Raw genomic sequence first — 22,409 nt, 5'->3', positions numbered from 1 at the left:
AACTGTGTTTTAGAAATCTAATAGTGTGATGAATTTTTCTATGCCTACTACATGTATTAATAATGGTATACGAGGACCATTTGATTGATTCATAATGAGCTTATATATAATAGTGAATAATTGTTTTTGATTTTCTTTCATTATTTTTTTATTTTCATGATGACAAATCGCATATAATTGCTCCATTAAGTTAGAGTAATCTTTATTAGAACGAAGTATTTTACAAACTTCTACTAGCCATTCTTTCTGCCTTTCATCTAATGTGTAGTAAAACTCTGCATTTTTCTCCTCATTTACCGCGATTAATTTTTCAGATTGAAAGTTTCTTATCCAATACTCTGCGCGATTACTTATCGCTCTCATTTCATCTAATGCATAGCTCCTATCTATTTTCTTTAATATCCCCTGTAAAATAGTTGAATCAAAATTTAATAATGGTAACGTTCCTGCTACTTGATTAAATTTCGGATATTCTTTAAACTCACTATCAACTCTAGAGATTTTAATTGCATCAAATAAATCTTCATTTTTGAGCGTTTTATTTTCATAACTATCTTTCAATCGCTCATACTCTGTATAATTACGAATCACATCTTCATCCAACCCAATATGAAAAGCAGCGCCTGGTTTGTATTTTGCAAACATAAAGAGAATTACTTCTGGTATATACACTTTCAATAAATCGCTTGGTGTAATACTATTCCCTGAAGAACTAGACATTTTTTCATGATTCCCTTTAATACCAATAAAATCGTAAGAAACGTAATGAGGCGCTTCTCGATTGAATATTTTCCTTGCAATTTCTTTTGATACATTATAACTACCCGTTTCTGATGAATGATCTCTACCGCCCGGTTCAAAAATAACATCCTCTATCATCCATCTCATCGGCCAATCGATTTTCCAGTTTAGTTTCATTTTATTTGTATTTAATACGGATAACTCTTTTTCATTTCCGCATTCACATTCATACCGCACTGTTTTTAATACTTCATTAAAATGTGTAATAGTTGTTGTATCTTTTCCGCACCTCTCACAATATAATGTAGCTGGATAAAAGCTCTCTCGCTCTTCTTCACTACACTCTCCAGTTTTAAAACCCATTAAAATATCATATATTTCTTTTCGTTTATACAAGGCCTCTAATATATTTTCGTTATATCTTCCGCTTCTATATTCATCATGTTGATAAATAAATTCTACTTCAATTCCAAATGCTTGAAGCGATTTTTCAAACTCTTTTTCAAAATGCTCCGCATACGAGTTATGACATCCATACGGATCTGGAATATCACAGTATGGCATACCAATATACTTTGCAAAAGATGGATCAATATTTTTTGGAACTTTTCTAAACCTATCATAATCATCCCACGAAAATATAAAACGAGTCTTTTTCCCTAAATCTTGAAGTGCTCTTACTACGAAATAAGTCGTTACGATTTCACGAAAGTTCCCAATATGAACAGAACCTGACGGACTAATTCCAGATGCACAAACAAACATTTCTTTATTTGGATGTTTCCTAATTAATTCATGTGCTACTTCATACGCCCAATGCATATATTACTCACCTCAATTATTTTTTGTTTCTCATTTCCAGTTTTATGCAACAAAAAAACTCCCACCCCCAAGATTATTCATCTTGAGGACGAGAGTTGTTAGCTTCGCGGTACCACCTCAGTTTGTTAATATGTCACCATATTAACCTCTTCAGGTACGGCAAAATATGCTTATACCCTATCTCTATAACGGGAGAACCCGTCGCACCATCCCTAAATAAATTAGTTCCTTGCGCAGCTCCAAGTCTTTTTTCATTAAGATGTATACCGCTCTTTCTCAGCTACCAGAGCTCTCTGTACGTATTCTTTCTTAACTACTCTTCTCTTCTATGCCTTAAATATTAGTTTTTTAATATGATAATTTATAACACTTTTATTGTCAAACTTTTCCGAATCGAAATCGTAAAATTATCTAAAAAAATTCTTTATCGCTTCTAATTGAATTTTGTGGCTACACTCATCACAACAATATGCCCCTTTTGGTTTCTCTTTAAATCGCTTATATTTTTCACTACCTTCGTAAACACGAAATATATTCTTACAAGAAAAGCAAACAATCTCATAAAACATCATATGCATTTTCCCCTCCGTGTTTATAAACCTTTTAATCACTTGAGAAGATTAGTTTTCTAGAGCACAAATCATAATATCCTCTGACTAAAAGGTTTACCTCTATTCTTATCGAATTATATTAATATCTTATAACGCGAGGTGAACATCTTGTTCAGTAATATAGACTTAGCTTTAAATGTTAAAGCAAGTTTAGCTGAAGGACCATGTTGGAATGAAAAAAAGCAACTTTTATATTGGGTTGATATTATGGAGAAAAAATTATGCATATATAATCCTACTACCAATACGAACCGAGTAATCGCTCTCAATCAACAAATTGGCTGTGTTGTTCCATATTTAGAGGACATATTACTCTTAGCTATGGAAAACGGCTTTTATTCTATTAATGTAAATACAGAAAAACTGACACATATGTTTGACCCCGAACCTCATTTAATAGAAAATCGTTTTAATGATGAAAAATGTGATCCCGCTGGTCGTTTCTGGGCAGGTACTACAGATACATACGGTATGAATGCTGCAGGTTCCTTATATTGTTTACATAATAATTTGAGTGTAGAGAAAAAAGTTTCACATGTAAATACTTCAAACGGAATCGCTTGGTCACCTGATCATACATACCTTTACTTTATAGATACACCTACTAAAAAAGTGGTTCGCTATCAATATAATATACGTACTGGAGACATTCATAATCCAAGTGATGTAATCATTTTCTCTGAAAATGATGGTCTACCTGATGGTATGACAATTGACGAAGAAGGTTGTTTATGGATTGCACATTGGGGAGGTTCAAAAATAACTAGATGGAATCCCTCTACTGGAGAACAAATATTAAGTATTCCAATTCCTGCGTTATATGTAACATCATGTACATTTGGTGGACCTAACTTAACTGATTTATATGTTACAACAGCCAGAACAAGAATGACGATTGAAATTAATCTTTTAACCGAAGAAATGATAAGTACTTTAAAAAGCATTTATAAAGAATGGAAAGAACTAAAAGTTGAAATAAAAGAATTAGCTTATAATATAGTTCGTAATGAAAGACACATTCGATTAAAAACAAATGCCATTACATTTGTCATTCGGAAATAATACTATAAAAAGTAAGGATATTTCCTCATATATTCATAGGAATACCCTTGCCTTTTATTTTCATAAAATTATTTTGTTATTAGTTTTCGCATCATTTAAAATATAATTTTCTTTCGACATACTACTCAGCTATTAATTGAATTCATTAACTGGAAGAAATATTCTGCTTCATGAGTCTCATTCAATTTATACCATGAATGAAGTGTATCCGGCGCAAATACATCTAATTTTTTCAGTACTTCCATGGCAAATTCTAGAGGCGCTACACCCGATGCAGTAATAAGGTTTCTACTAGACGCTACAGGTCCCACTTCATAAAAATTTTCTCCTTTATAAGTAGGACAAACCATTTTCATATACTCTAAACTATTACTTGTGTGATTTATAGAATCCAAGTAACCGTAATTTGCAAGACCTATAGTTGCACCGCAAATTGCTGCTACAATTGTACCAAGTTTTAAAGCTTCATCAACTGTTTTCAAAATAGGTTTATGTATTTCTTCACTCCAAGTATTCCCTCCAGGTAAAATTAATAAATCGTTACTCTCAAGGATACATTCATCTAGGGAAATATCCGGCTTTATATTCAAGCCCCCCATTGAAATAATCGTTTCTCTATTTATTCCAACTGTAACTACTTTAAAAGGCGCTACATCTTTTTTGAAATATCTCCCTGTATTAAGTTCAGCAATTAAATGTCCGTATTCCCAATCAGACATCGTGTCAAATACATATAGATAGGCTTTTCTTGTTTGCATTCAATAACACTCCATTCATATACTACACTCTTAATTAAAACAAGTGCTCTTTTCAGTTTAACATTTTATTCAATATTTATGGTTTAAAATTCCAAATAAAAGAGCACTTGTTTCCGCAAGTGCTCTTTTGGGGATTTTGAGATACCCTATTAACGAAAGTTAAGGTTACTTAAAGTTAAAAGGTATTTATATTATATGCTTGTCCTTTTTATTTGTGCATAATCAATATATAAACATCTTTAATCATTCTTAATAACTTTTAGTTATCGTTCTTTCTTACATTTTATCATTAAGAAATTGATTGAAGGTTTATTTGCCATGTTCTTATTTGGTTCATCAATTTCCGAAACTTTTACTAATCTATATTGATTAAAATCTTTTTTTATAGATTCAGAATCATAAAAGAACATTTTTACACCTTCCATTATCTCATAATAATCTTTATCCAACTGTTTTCCTTTTCCGTACATGGGAGCTTTTTTAGAAACAGTTGTAAAAACCATATATCCGCCTGGTTTTAACTGATTATAACAATCTTCAATAAATTTCTCTCTTTCCTGTTCATTCAACAAATGAAGAAGTGCATGACTAAATATCCCATCATACAGTTTATTATCAAAAGGCATTTCGTTTACTGAACCGTGATACATACTAACATCTTCTAGTCCGTTTTCTCTTGCTAAATCGATCGCTGTTTTCGAAATTTCAATACCTGTTATATTTATACCATTATCGATAAAAACCTTTGCATTTCTTCCATATCCAATACCCGGAACTAATATATTCTTAACGTTCTTTTCAAGAAAAAAATCTTTTGTCAAAATTGCAGATTCTGTAGGTTCAAATCCCCACATCGTTTGTTTTTCGATAAAACTTGATTCCCAAAATTCCATTATGTATCTATCTCCTTATTTTCAATCCATTTTTAGTATCACATTAAAAACTTATAAATTTTAACGCTGCGTCTACCTATGCCAAATTAGTTTTTTACCACATTCACTATAAGTCCATTGAATATAGCACAATTATAAGCCTATATCTATTATAATGATTGGTTTAAAATCCACCCTATTTTATTAATCCTTACGTTTGTAGAAAAATAAAAAAGCCAATACTTCCGTTATAGTATTGGCTTTTTCTCACGAGAAATTATCTTTTTATATTGTACCGATCTAATACTTTTTCTAACATTTCTAAAGTTATTGGTTGTGCTTCTTTTATTAATTGATAACCAATACGACCATTCGGTTCCGCTGTAACTTGCTGTAAACTCTTTACGTCATGAATCCCTTTTTCTCTTAATTCCATATAAAGTTGTTGTTCCGACATTTTTGCCTGCATCAAATTCTCTTTTACAATCTCTCCGTTTTCAACAATTATAATGCTACTTCCATTTAAAAATTGTTCCACCTTCCTTGATTTCAATTCAAAGAAATGAATGATAAGTAATATGCTTGCAAATATGATAGCCGCAAATATAGATGGGACTACTTTTCTACTTAATACAGGTTCTACAATAATACGGCCAATTGATACAACTATAATGATTTCAGCTCTTGTCATTTGGCTCACAGATGTACTACCTGTCATTTTCAAAACAATTATTCCAGTAAAAGTTAATATAATACTTTCCAAAATTATATTCATAACTACCCAATCCTTTAATGGTGTATTTTACTATCATTCCCATCAAAGGTGTGTTTTACTTACCTATTAAGTTGTTAAATCCTTCAGACCATGATGGAAATAAAGGTGTCCATCCATACTCTTTACGTGCCTTATTATTGGAAGCTCCTCTTTCCCAACTATTTTTCCCATCTTGAACTTTAGGCTGAGGTGCCCCTATCGCTGCTGCATATATTGGTAACCATTCTTTACTAGTTGCTGGATAATTATCTACAATATTTACGATTCCTGAAGGCCAATTAAGGGCTAGCATAGTAGCTCTTGCAGCATCTTCAACATGTATAAACGAGCTTATCCCGTCTGATGCGATAATTTCATTATTACGAACTTGATTTGCTATTAATCCGTTTTCCGCATACCATGTTCCTGGTCCGTATAATGTGCCGTAACGAAGTATAACCGATTCAGGTAACTCAGTAACAGCTTTTTCTAATTTCAATATGCCATTAACAGTGACTTGCCGAGGCATAGAAGCAGTAATATGTAGTGAGTCTTTTTCAGTCGCAAATGTATCCCCTGATTCATACGCCCATGAAATACTTTGAGCGATTATTTTCTGTACCCCTACATTTTTAGCGGCATCGACAAGGTTACGAGTGCCTTTTGTTCTAATTTTTGCATTATCCTCAAAATTCCATGAAGACAATGACGTTAATTGATGAATAACTACATCGGGATTTGTTTCTTCTAATACAGAAAATACAGCCTTTCTATTAAATACATCAGCTATTACTGGTATGGCACCAATCTTTTTCATTGCTTCTACTTGCGAAGTATTACGGATCATCGCAAAAACTGTATGCCCATTTTTTATTAACATTGGCAATAAAGAACGTCCTATTACACCAGTTGCACCTGCTACAAATATTTTCATATATGTTCCTCCTCATTTAGTAATCATAAATGTGACGAAACATTTGTAAGGTATGTGACAAATATTTGCTTATTTTTTTCGTTATTCATATGAAACATATACTTTTAATGGTTTAATTATCCCTAAACTCAATTCATCAAAGCATTCTATGAGTGAAGTATAATGTATTTCATGTTGAAAGATCTCTTCTATAAATGGTGTTTTTCCTATTTCTTTAAAAAACCAATCTGCATGCTTTTGATAATCGTATCCGTCACTTGATCCAATGATTTGCAATTCTTTCTGATAAAAGTTAGCAATTAATGTTAGTTCTTCTATATTACCATCAGACAGTATACATATTTCACCATTAGTTTTAAGAGCTTTTTGCAAAGTATGGAACCCACTATTTGTAGCAGAACATTCAAAACCATAATTATATGTTTCTATTATTTTCTCTTCTGAATCATATATGTTTTTCGCACCAAACTTCTTTGCAAAATCTTTTCTATTTTTATTAGGCTCAACAACATCCACGTGCTCAACGCCTACATAGTATTTTAAGAAATAACAAGCGAGTAAACCAATAACTCCCATTCCAGTTATAAGTACTTTTTCATCCTGTCGCAGGTTTAGTTTCAATACTCCTTTAGCGGCATCACACGAAAGAATAGATAATAAAGCAACTTTAGGTTGTATAGAACTAGGCACTCGAATTACTTTATAACCCTTAACTATCCCTATCGTTTCATGTCCATAAAAAGAAACTACTTTATCGCCTACGTTTACATGTGTTACTTTATTACCAACTTGAATCACTTCACCATAACTTTCATATCCAGTTTTTCTTGGATAAAAAGGATTCGTATCTGTAACATCGGATCCATTATACTGTGGTAACTCGGCCCCAATGCTTATCGCTCCTGCGATTGTTTTAACGATAATTTCATCGTCCTGTATGTCCTTAATTTCATTTGTTTCCCACTCAAGTTGTTTAGGCCCTTTTACAATTAACTTATATTGTTCCATTTATATCCTCTCTTTTTATAAAGATGTTATAAGTAATATTGTTCATCTAGATTTCGACTAAATTTATTTACCTAATAGATGATAAATTACCCTTGCCCAAGTTTATACCTTTAATGCTCCTGTACATTTCTGTTCAGCGTCTAATACTTTAAAATTACTATTCTGATAACATTTTAAGAAAAGTTGTTGCCGCCCAAATGAAATACGCAAGTTGTGTCACGATATACATCGTAATTTCAAAACCTGTAAGCTTTCTTTCCCTTTTTATTTTCTTTAAATATCTATAAAAACAAAATGAACATAAAATCAGTAAAACAATAGACATTTGATATAGATTTTCCACTAAAAGAACTGCCATTTATTTCATCACCTTTCCAATAAAGTGAAACTTTAATCAGTGGGGGTTTTGTTCATCCTTCACTGATTATCAGCCCTCACCAGTCGGGATTTAACGGGATAAAAAATATATAGTTCAAGCATATCATTTTAACGGAACGAATTACCACAATTTTCAAATTGAATAAACTTCCTAAGTAAAAGAAGTCACTTTTCGGAAATGTTTCAATACAATATTATGTAATTCAATACTCACTATATAATATTAGATTAGGTTTTCTTTTACTGTACATGCTTAGGAGGAAGTTTTACATGCAATTGATTCATAACATACAAAAAACGTTTAATAACCTATGTAACTACGATACGGTCAATTTAATACACGCTATTCAATCATTAAATATTTCACTTCATAAAATATCTCCTTTTATTACTTCACCAGTTAATCTTGAATACGGAAGGAACGTTATCTATCAGTCTGAATTTGTAGAGATTTTAGTATTAAAATTCCCCAGCAAAGCAAAGACTTTTGTGCACGATCACGGAATATCTGTAGGATGTATACTAATAGTCAATGGTACGCTACAAAATATAACGTACGAAAATAATAGCGAGCGGATTGAAGAGTTTACAGAGGGAAATATTTTCACAGTAAAAAAAGATACTGTGCATAAAATGTATAACGCTACAGATTCAACAGCAATAACATTTCACGTATATTCCCCACCATTAAAAGATGTACAAATATATGAGTAGCCTTTAAAAGGAGGAAATATGCAAAATTTGAAGGATTACTATATAAAGAGCTTACAAGATGGTCGTAACGTTTGGCTCTATGGACAAAAAGTAGATGTAACTACAGACAAACATTTTGCAGGTACATTAAGTACCATTTCTAATTTATTTACATTGTTTGATGACCCCATACGAAGAGATTCTATTGGATATGTGAGCCCAAAAACGAAAGAATTTGTTCATACTGCATTTTTAGTTCCGAATTCCTATAATAAATTATTAATGAGAAGAACTGCATTTGAAACGTGGAGTTATGCTACAGACGGTGTAATGAGTAGATTATCTGATTATGCAAGATCGAGACTTACTGGCTGGTACGTATCAAGATATTTTTATAAAAAATTCGATGCACAGTTTCCAGATAAAATTACATCTTATTATGAAAAAGCGAGAGATAATCACTTGTTCTTAAGTGTAGTTCAACGTGACCCACAAATAAATCGTTCTACAGAATCAATATTGAATGCAAAAAATTTAGGGTTACTAAGAGTTACGAAGGAAACTTCTGATGGAATTTATTTAAATGGTGCAAAAATGGTAGGTACTGCTTCTCCTTATTCAAATGATTTATTAATCTATCCATTAGCAAAACTGACTGATACTCAAAAAGATTTAGCTCACTTTCTCATTGTGGCAGCCAATTCCCCTGGATTACATATGGTTTGTAGAGAACCATTTGCGAATGCAAACTCAAGTACAGTTGATTCCCCTCTTAGCTCACAGTACGATGAAATGGATGCACTATTAATCTTTGATAATGTATTTGTACCATGGGAACGTGTCTTACTGTATAACAACCCTGAAGCATTATGGAAATTAAAGTCAGATATAGCTTCTAGTAGTTTAGCTTATCATCAAGCAATTGTACGATTAGTAGTAAAACTAGAATTTATAACTGCAATTGCTTGTGAAATTGCTGAAGCGATCGGTGCTACTACTTATTTGCATGTTCAAGAGAAGCTTGGGGAATTAATTATGCAAATCGAAACAATTCGCGCACTTTTAATTGCTGCTGAAGTTGAAGGTACTACAAATAAAACGAAAACTTATTTGCCGAATTTTAAATATATCGAAACTGCAAGGAATCTTGGTTCCAAATATTATCCCCGTGCAATAGAAATTTTACAATTAATTGGAGCAGGTGGGTTCATTCAACTTCCTTCGAGCTCAAATGACTTCCAGAGTCCTATAGCTGATTTATTGAAAAAGTACTTTAAAGGAACTAATATAGATGCCGAACAACGCACAAAATTATTTAAGTTAGCCTGGGATACCATCGGAAGCCCCTTAGGATCTAGACACGAATTGTATGAAAGATTTTATGCTGGAGATCCAATACGAAATACAGCTATGCAATATGTAAATTATGATAAAAATCACTTTAAAAAGATGATAAGTAAATATTTACATTGATGAAAAAGAGCACTCTTTGCTAAGAGTGCTCTTAAAAAATATATAATTATCCAATTACATATATAATTGCTCCGGCCACAACTGCTACTTTTCTCTGTAATGGTTTCATCTTATTCACTTTTATTTTTATAATTCAGCTTTATTACTTCTGGTATATACTTCCTATCATATTTTCTCGTATAGATTTCTCTATCAGGAGTAACTAATTGTAAAACAATCTCACCATAAACCCCATCTAGTATTTCAAATTCACCTTGTGCATTTGAAATACTGCGTTCCTTACTTTCAATTGAATCTTCATATATTTTCACATTAAATATAGGTTCGTTATTTTGATCTACGATAATACCTCTTGAATACTTAGCAACTGCTATGCATTGATCCTCTTTTTTATAATATGTAATCACAACAATTGCACCTGCCACTATAGCGCTACATACAAACAAGAGAATGATTTTGCGCCTCACAACGAACCTCCTAATTCAAATTATTCTTTTCTAAACTGAAAATTAAACTGTCTTAATTGCTTGATTTCCTCAATTACTTTACGAATACCTTCTTCAATCTTATCTTCTTTTACATTCGAAACATTTAACTTTAACAGTTTTTCTTTAGGAAAATTCCTCATATAATTCTTATCAATAGTATCGACACTTATTTGAATGTCACCTAATTTTTGTATAAGTGTTTCTGTAACTGTGTTTTTCTGCATTTCTAAACAAGTGTGTATTCCAAATGTGTTTTGTCTATTATATGTAAATAATGATGGATTTTCATTTTGCACTTTTTCTAATGTTTCTGCTAGTTTTATTGATCTATTGTAGTAGGAAGAATTAATTTTACTTTTATGACGTTCAAACATACCGCTCTTTATATAAATTTCTAAAGCCGCTTGAGAAATCATTGGACTATCAATATCTAGTATCTTTTTGTATGTATAGAACGCATTTGCAATGGATGGTGGGATGACTGCAACTCCAACCCGTAAACCAGGAAAAATAATCTTCGAATAACTTTTCAAATATATGACATGACTACAATTATCCAAGCTATATAACGGATCTGCTTTTGAATCAGTTTCTAAATCTGCTAAATAATCATCTTCCACTATAAATACATTGTATTTCTTAGCCAATAGTGCGATTTTTTCTTTCTCATCTTTAGAATAAGAAGTTCCAAGCGGATGATGATATCTCGGTATCGTATAAAAGAATTTTATTTTTCCAGTTTGAAATATTTGCTCCAATTCATTCAAATCGATACCTTCATTCGTACGTTTAATACCGATTACAGGAACTTTATTTATTTCTAGATAATCAATATATAGATGATATGTTGGCTGTTCAATTAATACAGTTTCATTTCCATTCGGAAATGGTATAGAAGTTAATATAGCAAGCGCCTGCTGCACACCTGATGTTATAAAAATATTGTCTTCTTTCGTGAACACTTGATAATTTGCCAACTGTTTTTGAATGACTGGAATTAAAGATGGTAACCCTTTCGGTGTTCCGTATACGAACAAATCATTTTTATAAGTATCAATAGCCTTATTAATGCAATGCTGAAAATCTAAATATGGGAAAACATCTGGATCTGGTGCTGAAGAAGCGAAATCAATTATCTCGTTATTTTCTATGGTACTCCCAGATTTCTTAACAACGTAGTATCCACTTTGAGGGACAGAATATATAATGTGACGCTTTTCTAATTCATGAAGCGCACGTATAACTGTTGCCTTATTACATTCATATTGCGTAACGAGTGACCGTATAGACGGTAATTTCTTTCCTTCTTTTATATCTCCATTTTGAATCATATTTTCAATGTCATTTAAAATATGTAAATACTTATACATATTACACCTCCTTCAGCAATTCTATATTTGATTCCATCGGTTTTCTATTCATATAGCATTCATTCCTCAATTAGTTAATTTTCCGATCATCTATATCGTAAATCCCAATAGCATATGAATCATTTTCAATCCATTTCTTTACTGCTTCTGTTTTAAGTACAACTTCAACTTCTTTTTCTATTTTCTGTCCAAGTTCTCTCGCCCCTACTTCATCATCGCTAATCTTAGTTTTTATATCAATGGTAACAGGTTGATTCTTTTTATAATTTATTTGCTGAATACCAAACCCTTCATATCCATTTTTTCTGAATACATCATCAAATATATGTCCAAAAACTTGATTCCATCTACTCTCTGCCTTTACAACTTCTCTATTTCTTTGAGTTATATTGATTTTATAAGACGTTACACCTTGTATCACCAATCTTTTATTAATATCATTTTTTATTTCGTTACTATCTTCGCTATCAGCAATCTCTAAATCTACTATCCTTTCTTTTTCATCTCTTATAGCAGCACTAAAAAAAGATTCCTCCTTTACCGCTGCTGTGGCAATATCCATCACTATAGAATCTTCACTTTTAGCATCTTCAATGTCATTCTCACAGGCACATAATAAAGCAAATGGAAATAAAAGTACAAGTAACTTCTTTCCCTTTCTCATGTAGCACCCCTCCAAACATTTTCATTTACGATAAACTTTTTACTTTGACATATAAATACCTTCTTTAATTATTAAATTTAACATTATTTCACATTTTCCCCACTTAACAAGGAAATTACAATTAATAAATAGAATATCTCTATGAATAAATAAAAAGTGAGGGATATATAATGCAACGTGTAAATACGATTGATATTAGTAATGTACTACAATTGGACAAAACTCTTTCGACTTTATTAAATAAAATGATTTCTTCAAAACTAGACCTTGAAAATTGGTTAAAAGAGCAGTCAAAAGTAATTTGGGACATCGAAGAACAATTAAGATCACATTACATCGCCTTTCAATGTAATACGGATGATGAAGAAATAAAGGATACTTTTGAACATGATCAACAATTTGTAAAGCCACTTTTAAAGCGGTACCAAAATTTATTGGATAATAAATATTTAGAGTCACCTTTTCGAATGGAATTAGATTCTAACGTATATGGTTTATTAGATACAAAAATAAAAAACGCTCAAAAGTTATTTTGTGAGGAAAATATTGAATTAGAAATAAAGGAAGACAAATTAATCACAGAGTACTTTGAAATCACTGGAGGATTAAGTGGAATTTGGGACGGAGAAGAAAAAACGATAACAGAATTACAATCCTATTTACAAGATTCGAATCGTGACACCCGTAAAAAGGCAAAAACCATTATTTCTGAAAAATTTTTATCTGTTGAAAAAGAACTCCAAAACATATTAAATCAATTAATTGAAATTCGCCATCAAAAAGCAAAAAATATTCAACTAGAGAATTATCGCGATTATATGTTCAAAAAATACGAGCGTTTTGATTATTCAGCGAAAGATTGCTATGAACTAGCTGAATCCATACGTAAGTATGTTGTGCCTCTTAAAGATAAAATATTGCTAGAGAAAAAAGATAAACTGCAAGTTGATACGCTTCGCCCGTGGGATGTATCAGCTGTAACTCCAGATCAAAAAGTACTTAAACCTATTGCAAATGAAAATGATTTAATTGAAAAGAGCACTCATATCTTTAATAAACTAGATGTTGAATTTTCAGCACTTTTAAACCGAATGTATAAACACAATTGTCTTGATTTAACAAGCCGCAAAGGAAAAGCAGCTGGTGGCTTTTGTGAGTACTTACCAGCTTCACAATTATCTTATATTTTTATGAACTTAAATTATACACAAGATGATATTGTCACTTTTATACATGAAATGGGTCATAGTATTCATAACGAACTCATAAAACCATTAAAATTACGACAGTATATAGAAATTCCAGCTGAAACAGCTGAGCTAGCCAGTATGACAATGGAGTTATTCTCGCTTAATTATTGGGATACCTTCTATACAGACAAAAAAGATTTAAAACAAGCAAAAATTAACTTCTTTAAAGATGTTATTTCATATTTACCTATTATGCTTATTGTCGATCAATTTCAACACTGGCTGTATGAAAATCCAAGTCATACTTCTGAAGAAAGAAATGAAAAATACTTACAACTTCAAAAACATTATCAGTCTAGCGTCATACATATTGATGGCTACGAAAACTGGATAGCAACGAGTTGGCTACCTGTACTCCATATTTTTGAAGTACCATTTTATTATATTGAATATGCGATCGCCCAACTTGGTGCATTACAAATGTATAAACAATATAAAGAGGAACCTAAGCAAGCACTAGAAAATTATAAAAAGGCATTATCACTAGGAAGCTCGCAATCTATAAAAGAAGTGTATGATGCAGCCGGTATTCGTTTTGATTTTTCTGGTGAAACAATTAAAGAACTAATGCTATTTGTAGAAAAAGAATTAGAATTACTTGAGCAATTATAAGAAGAAAGCTGCACCTATATTTTTGGTGTAGCTTTCTTCTTTATTTTATTAATCAGCTCTATGTACTGAGTATCCCCATATCCGATTGTTGGAAAAAGATAAAACAACTTTATTAATAATTCACGAGTTGATAAATCTTTATTTTTAGAGATGAATTTCATTACTGCATTATCTTCTGTTAACATTTCTAAAAATAAGTCTATAGCCTGATACATTACAGGTGGTACCTTATGAGAGGTCTTTTTATGGTTTACTAATACTTCATTGTATATAGAAGAATAATTCCCCAATTCAAGTTCAATTTGATTTACTTTAAATTCATCCTCTCTAAAGCTATTTAAGTATACCTTCCCTTCATAAGCAGACTGTTCAAGGTGAGAAAGTATGGTAAGTAGGTTCATTTGGCAAAACATATCTTCACCAAACCATAGAATAATACATTTATACTTTTTCGTAAAAAGGTTTTCTAACGGATCTATAACCTTTTTTATATAACTTTCTACTGAACTGTTATGTCCTTTCGCTCTTGTTTTAATAAACTCTTCATTAAAAACTTGAGTAGTAGCCGAGTTCACACACATTGCCTCATTAAATGGTGCATAATCAGAATCACCCATTAGCTTTTCGTTTTTAAATTCTTCATACATAACTTGACCATTTAATATGTTAAGTACCTCTTTATCAAATAGCTCACTCTTCCTATTTGGTAACTGTTCAACCTCTATTTTTCTAGAAATATTCATTTTAAACCCCCCTTCTTTATTTAAATTTAGTTTAACAAATGATTGAATAGGCATTTTGTTAAGTTGGTATTCTCTTGGATTCATTCCAAAAACATTTTTGAAAGCTCTACTATAAGCCTCTTGGGAAGAGTAATCGTAATCCAACGCTACCTCAATTATCTTCCTACCTTTCTTTAAATCTTCCGTAGATAAATACAACCTTCTAAGAAGAATATAACGTCTAATACTGAAACCCGTTACTTGATGAAATTTAAAAGAGCAATAATAAGGAGAATACCCCATGTAACGAGATAATTCATCTAATGAAAATCTCTTTTTTAAATTGCTCTCAATCCAATTAATCATCTGCTGTATATGTTCATTCATTTCCTTCACTCCTTATTTAAAAGTATAGGAGAAGTGCGTTTCTTTCTTTTGATATTTCTTGTGTTTTATAACATGAGCCTTTCTCTAAAGTCTTTATAATCTATATATAAGTATTAATTTTATATTTTTTCATCTATCTTATTTTGTCATACCTTCTATTCATTTTTCAATTTAGCGTTAATGAGTATGTTGGCAACACCTTACTAATTATCAAAGGTCAATTTACATCATATTTCATTTTAAAGGATTTCAAAAATTAAACACGAATTTTATAAAATAAAATTCTTTTAATTCCCAAGTTAAAAAATTAAGGTTTGGAAAGGACGTTTCAATGAACAAGCTAGAAAAAGAAATACTTCAATTCATAAATGAACAGTATCCGTTGAATTTTATTAACATTAAGCCAATAACAAATGAGATGTATGAATGTCTTACAGAACAAGGTACATACTTCAGTAGAATTACAAACTACAAAACATATGAAGAACAGATAGAGGAAGTTTTATATACAAATTTTTTATATCAAAATGGTTTAGGTGTTCCACCAATAATCCCTTCATTACAAGGGAATTTTGTAGAAAAATTCACATTAGACAAGGAGATTTTTGCTGTATTATATAAAGCTGCTCCTGGTATACATTTACCAAGGTCTGAATGGAATTCTAATATATTTAAAAAACTTGGTAAACAAATTGGAAAATTACATCGTATATCTAAAAGCTTTGAAAAGATTAAACCAGTAAAACATATAAACGATTGGTATGAAAATGAAGAATATAATTTTCTTAAATATATCCCTAAAGAAGAAAATACAATAAGAGAAATTGCATCTGACGTTTTAACTTCCATAAAAGAGCTACCAAAATCCCCTTCAAATTACGGCTTAATACACGGAGATTTATGGTTAGAAAACATTTTAGTCGAAAATAATTCAAACTTAACAATGATAGATTTTCAAGACTGCGAAAAACATTTTTACATATTCGATTTAGCCGTTCCTATTTATAGTGCGATAGAATATTCATTTGCTGGAAATGGGAATATCGTTGACTATGAGTATTCTATTACAAAAGCACTATTTGAAGGCTACCAAGAGGAAAATGAGCTACCAAAAGAGATGAAAGACAAGTTTCCGTTATTTATTAAATTAAAGGAGATTTTTGAATATAGCTTAATGCATATGTATTGGGATAAAGAAGAATTAACGGAGGAACAAGTACGGATTATGAACCTTTATAGGATGAAGATCGAAAATAAGAATACCTATATCAATATTTAAGAATGCTGTTGTTTAACTGCAAGGAAACTTTGGTTAAACAACAGCATTTATTAATTAGCTGACAACCTTTTTTATGACTTATAAATACTGATTCAATAATCTTCTCAAATACACTTCATTTTGCGGTGATACTTTTTCAGAAAATCTAGCTGCAATAATAATAGGAGCCCATTGAAAAACTTCATCTCTTGATATGCCGGTACGACTGCAATATATATGTAAATACATCTCAGCTAATTCTACCGAAGATTTTGAGTACAACAAGTATGTTCGAAATACATCTGCGCGAATATCACCTGAACTAGCATCTACCCAATCTATAACTTTCACTTTCTCTTCCTTACTCAAAATCAAATTAAATGGATGAAAATCTCCATGACATAGCCTAAAATCAAATGTAATAAAATCTAATTTTTGTAATATATCCTTCTTTTTGCGTTCATCCAATTTATGTACAGATTTAATTTGACGCTCTAACCTTCCCCTCATTAACTCCATTTCATCTGTATTCACATGTATAGCATGGATCTTTTTTTGCTCATTAACACAAAGGCTGATATAACGCTCTGCCTCATTTAAATTATTAAGCAGAAGATCACCAATGTTGTCCCCTTTTACATGTTCCATAATAATTGCCTGTCTATTTTGTATCTTTTTCACTTCAAATACGTTTGGAACTGGCAACCCACATGAATACGCATATTTTTGTTTTTTTGCTTCATTCATAGACTCTGTATCTGGGAGGTAATCTTTCAATAATTTTACAACCTTATCATCAGTTAAATAAATTTCTGCTGTATTCCCTTTTGCAATTGGATTACCTAAAACCACTTTATTTCCCCCCTTAACATAAATTAGAATAACACCTTATACTTCTCTTTAAATTCACTATAATCCTAGCTAAAACCTTCTTCACGAATATACAAAAAACTTACCGCTTTCCATCCTTAAATAGAAAGCGGTAAGTTTAATTGTTTAGGAATATCCGAATGAAACTCTGATGTATGCACAATTGAAAATGTATATCCTTGCTCAATAAATGATACTTCATTACGTTTACATTCAAATGGTACACTATTTTTCTTAAAGTTATTTTGGATTCGCTGTAAAAATGCGACGTCTGGTGTTCCGAAAGAAACGTGTACTTTCGGTGATAGAGCTTTCATTGCAATTGGAATCCAAGGTCGCTGCCACCAAGTCGCGACGATATATGCAGTGCCACCTATAACAAAGTTAAAAATATCCCCATCTTCCATCGTTTTCATATTTAGATTTGATTTTAACCATTCCGTAAAAACAGGTACACTTTTAACAGGAAGACCAATTTCCCTTACGTATAAAATGTTTAAAGGTGAGTGTGGTACTAATACATCCTCTTTAACATAACTATGTGCGATAATTTCGAGTAGATTTCCATCTCCGTCTTTAAAGTATAAATTGAATAGACCATTCTCTTCACCAATTACATTTCCATTTTGCCATTTTACAATGAGTAATCCAGAGTCCTTTAACCATTTTGCTGTTTCATGGAATTTTGAATATGGGATTTCAAAAGCAAAATGTGCAGGTGCGATTGGTTCATACACTTCTTGAAAACTAATTGTTGTATAAGGTGTTACTTCAAATTGAATGAAGGATGCTGTTTCTTTTTTTATTGGAAAAGATAATATGTCCTTATAAACTTGTTTTACCCCTTCTATGGAAACCGTTTGTAGTTTTATATCTGATATATGTGTAATCACTTTACATTCCCCCTCATTTCTTATTATCTATTCGTATTGTATTACACTTATAAATAGATAAAATCAAACGGAAGGATGGATTTTTCATATAGAAACTACAACTTTAGTATGAATATGTTAGCTTCTTTTATTGCTAGTACACTAACGTTTCAAAACAAATATCCTCCATATTTCGGTTTTTAATTAACACTTTACTTATTTCTATTTTTTCAAATTTCCCCTGCATTGTTTCCATATAAAAAAGCTGCCTTTCCTTAAATGAAAAGCAACTTTTACGATAAAATACATTAAGGTTTTACAGCAATAATCATAAATCTTTTTGAATTAGTACGAATCCCTTTTTCAGAACTATACGTATCAATGAACTTTTGTAAAATAGTAAAATCCTCTTCCTGTTCTCCAAATCTAGGAATAATAGGAGTATGTTTTAATAAGAAAATGAGATCTTCAGACCTACTGTAATAATTAGTAACATCATATTCACGTACTTGCACGAGATCAAATCCTGCACTAATAAGTTCATTCATATACTTTTCTTTTAAAGTACCATCCCGTTCACCTAAGCATTGTCCTCTACCAAATGCTTCTTTCAGGTTTAATTTATCATTCTCACTTACTTGTTGTGTTAAGAAAAAGGCACCCTTTTCATTACTTTTGCTAACTCAGATGCCAGAAACGGGGCATGACAACTTGAAGTAATATCAAAATGTGCATGTGGAAATGTTAAAGCTTCAGAACCCATTTGAAGAAACTCAACATTTTGTACACCTGATTTTTTCAAGTTAGAATGTGCCGTCTCAATCATGCCGTTAGAATTATCAATTCCAATCAACAATTTAGCTGATGATGCTATGTTAAGTACATTTTCTCCTCCGCCTGTACCAACATCAAGTAAAATATGTGATGGTTTACACCTTTCTTTTACCTCACTATAAAAGTCCCATGTATCTCCTACAGTTTCACATTTTATTTTGCTAAAATCCCATCCATTTAATCTTCCTACTTTATCATAGAAGCTTTTATACTCTAATTCGTTCATCTTATTACTTCCCCTTTGTAAAAATAAATTAAATATGTATAATAACCTACGACACTCCTTAATTATATATTATAAAATACAAATTATTAAAACAATATTTCCCTTCACACTACAATAAGTTTACATAACATTTTTATGGTTTATCTTTATCTATATATTCTAAATGCCCTCTTCCCCAACTACACATACTATCCAAAACAGTACTGACTGTTTTTCCATGTTCAGTTAAGCTATATTCTACTTTAGGTGGTATTTCTTGATAAATTTCGCGTTTTATTAGTTGATCTTGCTCTAATTCACGTAATTGCTTTGCTAACGTCCCTTGAGATATATCTGGTATTAATTTCTTTAATTCACCAAAACGTTTCGTTCCATCTGTTAGCAAAATAAATAAAATGAGTGGCTTCCATTTCCCACCGATTATTTGTAATGTTGCTATTACTCCTTTTAACTTCGGTTCTTGTAAATCCATTTTTCTCACCTCTCCTCAGATATCATAAAGTGAAACTTTAATCAGTGGGGGTTTTGTTCATCCCACACTGATTATTAGTTGAACCAATCGGGCTTTTACGGGCAATTGATCTCTTACCTAACTTCCTTACATTTTCCTAACTTTGAGGTGGGAGTTTTACTGCCCGTTAATGCGGGATAAACCATATTTAGAAATTTTTCCTATTACTTATCCGCATGTATAGCGATTAGTACGAAATTTGCGACTATGTACATACAAAGTGCGTACTTTTCACTTGCTACCTTTTAGCGAATAATAAAAGCATAGCAGTTATATTCTAATTTTTTTATTAAAGGAGTGGCTAAAATATGTCTATTACTACATTAAAAGATAGTCGTATCGTTATTATTGGCGGGAGTTCTGGTATTGGATTAGCAACAGCAACACAAGCAATTAAACAAGGTGCACATGTTATTATTGCCGGACGCTCGGAAGAAAAATTAAAAGTTGCTCGAGAAGTAATAAATAACAATCATCTTCAAACTTATATATTGGATAATCAAAATAAAGAGCAATTACAAAATTTTTTCAAGATAGTTGGGAACTTTGATCATTTATTCACACCGGGAGCCTCTTACACACTTGGACCGATTACCTCTACAGAGGAAATTGCTGAAAGTAGCTTCATCGGAAAGTTTTGGCCTCAATATTATGCCGTAAAATATGCAATTCCTTTTCTTTCAAACTCTGGATCGATTGTGTTAATGTCTGGTGCATTTAGTCAAAGACCACTTAAAGGGGCACCTGCTTATGGAGCTTGCAATGGTGCTATTGAAAGTTTAGGGAAAGCTTTAGCTGTAGAATTAGCTCCTATTAGAGTTAATGTTGTTTCTCCTGGAACAATACAAAGAGAGAATGAACAAAACGAAAATAGACTAGCTGCTTATGAATCTTATAAATCTCTTTCTCTTGTAAAAAGGCCTGGCCATAATAATGAAATTGCACATACTGTTCTATATTTAATGCAAAATAGTTTTACTACGGGTAATGTATTGTTTCCTGATGGAGGGTACACATATCATTAAATTATTTAAGACAAAAGCCCCTTATTACGGCGGCTTTTGTTGCTCATTTAAACATTGCTGAAATTTCCAAATAGATGATTACATTACTTTAGTACCAACTGGTTGGTTTTTAGATGATTCATTACAATCCGCTCATTTTGTACATTTGCAAATAAAATTGTGCTAGTAGTTGACGAATCGAATCTCGAAGTAATTTGTCTTGATATTTATGGATAAGTTTCCAAAGAAAAAAGGCATATAATTAATGCCTTTTTTCTTTATCATTATTTAACTGGATAACAAACTTCTGTAACCCACTTATTAGGATCCGATTCCATCGCTGGGCTCACATGATAAATATTAAACATCGGGCCTGCTAATTTGTAACCTTCTGTCTCAATCCATTTTGCCGCAGCCTCATTTACAGCTGTCATCTGTTCATAACTTCCATTAACTGTTATAGAAGCTACATTGGTTGATTTCATATTTTTAAATGTAACGTCTTTTGTATTTTCGTGCTTACCTAGAATACTTAGCTGTATTTCTATATCTACATCATTTTCTTTGTATTCACGATCATGGAAAACCGCAATACTATAACTCGGATGGGCAATACTAATATTTTTCATTTGAATTTCTTGCATTAATACACTCCATAAATCACCTTCGCAATTATACGATGGAATAATCTTTCTAACACTAGCTACAGTTCTTTCTGGAATTTCTTTTATTGAAACATGATAATTCATCTCAACAACATCCTCTCTCATCGTTTTCATTGAGTCTTCGAGGAGACGTAATTGTTTTTGGAGGTTATTCATGTCTTCTTTAATTTGAGCACTACGATTTAAAAATTGCTCTTTTATGCTATCTACATTATCGCATTCTATTATTTCTTTGATGGTAGCAATATTAAACCCCATAGCTTTTAATGTTTGAATTTGATTTACCTTTTTTAATTGGTCAGCTGAATAAAATCGATATCCACTCTGCTCATCGACTTTTACTGGTTGTAATAATTCCACTTTATCGTAGTGTCTCAACATACGTATACTAATGGAAGATAGTTTCGAAAAATCCCCTATTTTAAACATGATTTCCTCCTATAAGTTACATCTACTTTGAAGCTCAACTTCATCATAAACAATGACATTATGTGAGGGTCAACTATTTTTAACGATTTAAATAACAATTTAACATGTTATATTTATATAATTAAAAACCTATATTCCTGT

The 22,409-nt window shown here is 31.5% G+C and carries 21 protein-coding genes, 2 pseudogenes and 1 other annotated feature; of the genes and pseudogenes, 6 read left to right on the top strand and 17 right to left on the bottom strand.

Translation table 11 applies throughout. The annotated features are described in order from the left end of the window. Window positions 1-9 precede the first annotated feature (9 nt). Together lysS and BUA87_RS04245 are read right to left on the bottom strand one after the other, a co-directional pair. A complete protein-coding gene (gene lysS / locus BUA87_RS04250; RefSeq protein WP_000558590.1) occupies window positions 10-1,563 on the bottom strand; it encodes a lysine--tRNA ligase in 1,554 nt (517 codons plus the stop codon). Window positions 1,564-1,644: 81 nt separating this feature from the next. Beyond that, window positions 1,645-1,901: a binding site (T-box leader), on the bottom strand. 69 nt (window positions 1,902-1,970) lie between these two features. Then, the gene (locus tag BUA87_RS04245) at window positions 1,971-2,141 is read right to left on the bottom strand and encodes a DUF2197 domain-containing protein (protein ID WP_000551042.1); all 171 of its coding nucleotides are present in this window, start codon (window positions 2,139-2,141) and stop codon (window positions 1,971-1,973) included. Window positions 2,142-2,282: 141 nt separating this feature from the next. On the opposite strand from BUA87_RS04245, the pseudogene BUA87_RS04240 reads away from it, so the two are divergent. Continuing rightward, window positions 2,283-3,068, top strand: a pseudogene (locus tag BUA87_RS04240) (SMP-30/gluconolactonase/LRE family protein); the annotation flags it as partial. Window positions 3,069-3,361: 293 nt separating this feature from the next. Here BUA87_RS04240 and BUA87_RS04235 read toward each other — a convergent pair. The 6 genes from BUA87_RS04235 to BUA87_RS04210 all read right to left on the bottom strand — a co-directional run bounded on the left by BUA87_RS04235 (window position 3,362) and on the right by BUA87_RS04210 (window position 7,920). Continuing rightward, complete coding sequence (locus BUA87_RS04235) at window positions 3,362-3,994, bottom strand: type 1 glutamine amidotransferase family protein (protein WP_001194780.1); 633 nt, start codon at window positions 3,992-3,994, stop codon at window positions 3,362-3,364. 263 nt (window positions 3,995-4,257) lie between these two features. After that, entirely contained in the window at window positions 4,258-4,887 is a 630-nt protein-coding gene (locus BUA87_RS04230) for a class I SAM-dependent methyltransferase (protein ID WP_061660662.1), read from the bottom strand. 256 nt (window positions 4,888-5,143) lie between these two features. Continuing rightward, entirely contained in the window at window positions 5,144-5,641 is a 498-nt protein-coding gene (locus BUA87_RS04225; RefSeq protein WP_001021414.1) for a DUF421 domain-containing protein, read from the bottom strand. Between the two features lie 55 nt (window positions 5,642-5,696). Then, on the bottom strand, window positions 5,697-6,554 hold the full coding sequence (locus tag BUA87_RS04220; protein ID WP_072938510.1) for an NAD-dependent epimerase/dehydratase family protein: 858 nt from the start codon (window positions 6,552-6,554) through the stop codon (window positions 5,697-5,699). Window positions 6,555-6,635: 81 nt separating this feature from the next. Next, the gene (locus BUA87_RS04215; protein ID WP_000438845.1) at window positions 6,636-7,562 is read right to left on the bottom strand and encodes a zinc-dependent alcohol dehydrogenase; all 927 of its coding nucleotides are present in this window, start codon (window positions 7,560-7,562) and stop codon (window positions 6,636-6,638) included. A 157-nt stretch (window positions 7,563-7,719) separates the two neighbouring features. Next, window positions 7,720-7,920 (bottom strand): hypothetical protein, encoded by a 201-nt coding sequence (locus tag BUA87_RS04210; RefSeq protein WP_000279697.1) that lies wholly within the window; start codon window positions 7,918-7,920, stop codon window positions 7,720-7,722. Between the two features lie 290 nt (window positions 7,921-8,210). On the opposite strand from BUA87_RS04210, the gene BUA87_RS04205 reads away from it, so the two are divergent. Together BUA87_RS04205 and BUA87_RS04200 are read left to right on the top strand one after the other, a co-directional pair. Next, window positions 8,211-8,654: a cysteine dioxygenase gene (locus BUA87_RS04205; RefSeq protein ID WP_001176002.1), complete on the top strand. Its 444-nt coding sequence runs from the start codon at window positions 8,211-8,213 to the stop codon at window positions 8,652-8,654. An 18-nt stretch (window positions 8,655-8,672) separates the two neighbouring features. Beyond that, on the top strand, window positions 8,673-10,106 hold the full coding sequence (locus tag BUA87_RS04200; protein ID WP_001180378.1) for a 4-hydroxyphenylacetate 3-hydroxylase family protein: 1,434 nt from the start codon (window positions 8,673-8,675) through the stop codon (window positions 10,104-10,106). A 110-nt stretch (window positions 10,107-10,216) separates the two neighbouring features. Here BUA87_RS04200 and BUA87_RS04195 read toward each other — a convergent pair whose 3' ends face one another. The 3 genes from BUA87_RS04195 to BUA87_RS04185 all read right to left on the bottom strand — a co-directional run bounded on the left by BUA87_RS04195 (window position 10,217) and on the right by BUA87_RS04185 (window position 12,628). After that, on the bottom strand, window positions 10,217-10,573 hold the full coding sequence (locus BUA87_RS04195; RefSeq protein ID WP_001253117.1) for a hypothetical protein: 357 nt from the start codon (window positions 10,571-10,573) through the stop codon (window positions 10,217-10,219). A gap of 20 nt (window positions 10,574-10,593) precedes the next feature. Further along, window positions 10,594-11,964, bottom strand: a complete 1,371-nt coding sequence (locus BUA87_RS04190; protein ID WP_000280111.1) for an aminotransferase-like domain-containing protein — start codon at window positions 11,962-11,964, stop codon at window positions 10,594-10,596. A gap of 70 nt (window positions 11,965-12,034) precedes the next feature. Next, window positions 12,035-12,628, bottom strand: coding sequence for a DUF4030 domain-containing protein (locus BUA87_RS04185; protein WP_001225391.1), 594 nt, complete (start codon window positions 12,626-12,628; stop codon window positions 12,035-12,037). Window positions 12,629-12,798: 170 nt separating this feature from the next. On the opposite strand from BUA87_RS04185, the gene BUA87_RS04180 reads away from it, so the two are divergent. Then, the gene (locus BUA87_RS04180) at window positions 12,799-14,490 is read left to right on the top strand and encodes a M3 family oligoendopeptidase (protein ID WP_001190012.1); all 1,692 of its coding nucleotides are present in this window, start codon (window positions 12,799-12,801) and stop codon (window positions 14,488-14,490) included. 14 nt (window positions 14,491-14,504) lie between these two features. Here BUA87_RS04180 and BUA87_RS04175 read toward each other — a convergent pair whose 3' ends face one another. Then, a complete protein-coding gene (locus BUA87_RS04175) occupies window positions 14,505-15,599 on the bottom strand; it encodes a helix-turn-helix domain-containing protein (RefSeq protein WP_072938507.1) in 1,095 nt (364 codons plus the stop codon). A 331-nt stretch (window positions 15,600-15,930) separates the two neighbouring features. Here BUA87_RS04175 and BUA87_RS04170 point away from each other — a divergent pair, with 331 nt between their 5' ends. Further along, the gene (locus BUA87_RS04170; protein ID WP_001037123.1) at window positions 15,931-16,878 is read left to right on the top strand and encodes a phosphotransferase enzyme family protein; all 948 of its coding nucleotides are present in this window, start codon (window positions 15,931-15,933) and stop codon (window positions 16,876-16,878) included. A gap of 78 nt (window positions 16,879-16,956) precedes the next feature. Here the strand turns inward: BUA87_RS04170 and BUA87_RS04165 are convergent, their stop codons facing one another. The 4 genes and pseudogenes from BUA87_RS04165 to BUA87_RS04150 form a co-directional block, all read right to left on the bottom strand. Continuing rightward, window positions 16,957-17,709: an aminoglycoside phosphotransferase family protein gene (locus BUA87_RS04165; protein WP_000242844.1), complete on the bottom strand. Its 753-nt coding sequence runs from the start codon at window positions 17,707-17,709 to the stop codon at window positions 16,957-16,959. 116 nt (window positions 17,710-17,825) lie between these two features. Beyond that, window positions 17,826-18,620, bottom strand: a complete 795-nt coding sequence (locus BUA87_RS04160; protein WP_000627922.1) for a VOC family protein — start codon at window positions 18,618-18,620, stop codon at window positions 17,826-17,828. 287 nt (window positions 18,621-18,907) lie between these two features. Further along, window positions 18,908-19,659: pseudogene (locus BUA87_RS04155) on the bottom strand (class I SAM-dependent methyltransferase). A 133-nt stretch (window positions 19,660-19,792) separates the two neighbouring features. After that, the gene (locus BUA87_RS04150; protein WP_000365523.1) at window positions 19,793-20,131 is read right to left on the bottom strand and encodes a winged helix-turn-helix transcriptional regulator; all 339 of its coding nucleotides are present in this window, start codon (window positions 20,129-20,131) and stop codon (window positions 19,793-19,795) included. A 347-nt stretch (window positions 20,132-20,478) separates the two neighbouring features. On the opposite strand from BUA87_RS04150, the gene BUA87_RS04145 reads away from it, so the two are divergent. Then, the gene (locus tag BUA87_RS04145; RefSeq protein WP_016512798.1) at window positions 20,479-21,195 is read left to right on the top strand and encodes an SDR family oxidoreductase; all 717 of its coding nucleotides are present in this window, start codon (window positions 20,479-20,481) and stop codon (window positions 21,193-21,195) included. Between the two features lie 263 nt (window positions 21,196-21,458). Here BUA87_RS04145 and BUA87_RS04140 read toward each other — a convergent pair whose 3' ends face one another. Further along, window positions 21,459-22,268, bottom strand: a complete 810-nt coding sequence (locus tag BUA87_RS04140; RefSeq protein WP_000472642.1) for a MerR family transcriptional regulator — start codon at window positions 22,266-22,268, stop codon at window positions 21,459-21,461. Window positions 22,269-22,409 lie beyond the last annotated feature (141 nt).

Source organism: Bacillus sp. bc15, from assembly GCF_900142585.1.
Classification (GTDB): domain Bacteria; phylum Bacillota; class Bacilli; order Bacillales; family Bacillaceae_G; genus Bacillus_A; species Bacillus_A cereus.
The sequence above is the reverse complement of the archived record's forward strand: the minus strand, read 5'-3'. Positions and strand labels throughout refer to the sequence as shown.

What these genes read in the sequence shown, in the direction of transcription:
- BUA87_RS04145 (WP_016512798.1), top strand. Translation starts at nt 20,479, where the DNA reads ATGTCTATTACTACATTAAAAGATAGTCGTATCGTTATTATTGGCGGG.
- BUA87_RS04200 (WP_001180378.1), top strand. Translation starts at nt 8,673, where the DNA reads ATGCAAAATTTGAAGGATTACTATATAAAGAGCTTACAAGATGGTCGT.
- BUA87_RS04170 (WP_001037123.1), top strand. Translation starts at nt 15,931, where the DNA reads ATGAACAAGCTAGAAAAAGAAATACTTCAATTCATAAATGAACAGTAT.
- BUA87_RS04205 (WP_001176002.1), top strand. Translation starts at nt 8,211, where the DNA reads ATGCAATTGATTCATAACATACAAAAAACGTTTAATAACCTATGTAAC.
- BUA87_RS04245 (WP_000551042.1), bottom strand. Translation starts at nt 2,141, where the DNA reads ATGCATATGATGTTTTATGAGATTGTTTGCTTTTCTTGTAAGAATATA.
- BUA87_RS04235 (WP_001194780.1), bottom strand. Translation starts at nt 3,994, where the DNA reads ATGCAAACAAGAAAAGCCTATCTATATGTATTTGACACGATGTCTGAT.
- BUA87_RS04215 (WP_000438845.1), bottom strand. Translation starts at nt 7,562, where the DNA reads ATGGAACAATATAAGTTAATTGTAAAAGGGCCTAAACAACTTGAGTGG.
- BUA87_RS04210 (WP_000279697.1), bottom strand. Translation starts at nt 7,920, where the DNA reads ATGGCAGTTCTTTTAGTGGAAAATCTATATCAAATGTCTATTGTTTTA.
- BUA87_RS04150 (WP_000365523.1), bottom strand. Translation starts at nt 20,131, where the DNA reads ATGGATTTACAAGAACCGAAGTTAAAAGGAGTAATAGCAACATTACAA.
- BUA87_RS04185 (WP_001225391.1), bottom strand. Translation starts at nt 12,628, where the DNA reads ATGAGAAAGGGAAAGAAGTTACTTGTACTTTTATTTCCATTTGCTTTA.
- BUA87_RS04140 (WP_000472642.1), bottom strand. Translation starts at nt 22,268, where the DNA reads ATGTTTAAAATAGGGGATTTTTCGAAACTATCTTCCATTAGTATACGT.
- BUA87_RS04225 (WP_001021414.1), bottom strand. Translation starts at nt 5,641, where the DNA reads ATGAATATAATTTTGGAAAGTATTATATTAACTTTTACTGGAATAATT.
- BUA87_RS04175 (WP_072938507.1), bottom strand. Translation starts at nt 15,599, where the DNA reads ATGAATGAACATATACAGCAGATGATTAATTGGATTGAGAGCAATTTA.
- lysS (WP_000558590.1), bottom strand. Translation starts at nt 1,563, where the DNA reads ATGCATTGGGCGTATGAAGTAGCACATGAATTAATTAGGAAACATCCA.
- BUA87_RS04230 (WP_061660662.1), bottom strand. Translation starts at nt 4,887, where the DNA reads ATGGAATTTTGGGAATCAAGTTTTATCGAAAAACAAACGATGTGGGGA.
- BUA87_RS04220 (WP_072938510.1), bottom strand. Translation starts at nt 6,554, where the DNA reads ATGAAAATATTTGTAGCAGGTGCAACTGGTGTAATAGGACGTTCTTTA.
- BUA87_RS04190 (WP_000280111.1), bottom strand. Translation starts at nt 11,964, where the DNA reads ATGTATAAGTATTTACATATTTTAAATGACATTGAAAATATGATTCAA.
- BUA87_RS04180 (WP_001190012.1), top strand. Translation starts at nt 12,799, where the DNA reads ATGCAACGTGTAAATACGATTGATATTAGTAATGTACTACAATTGGAC.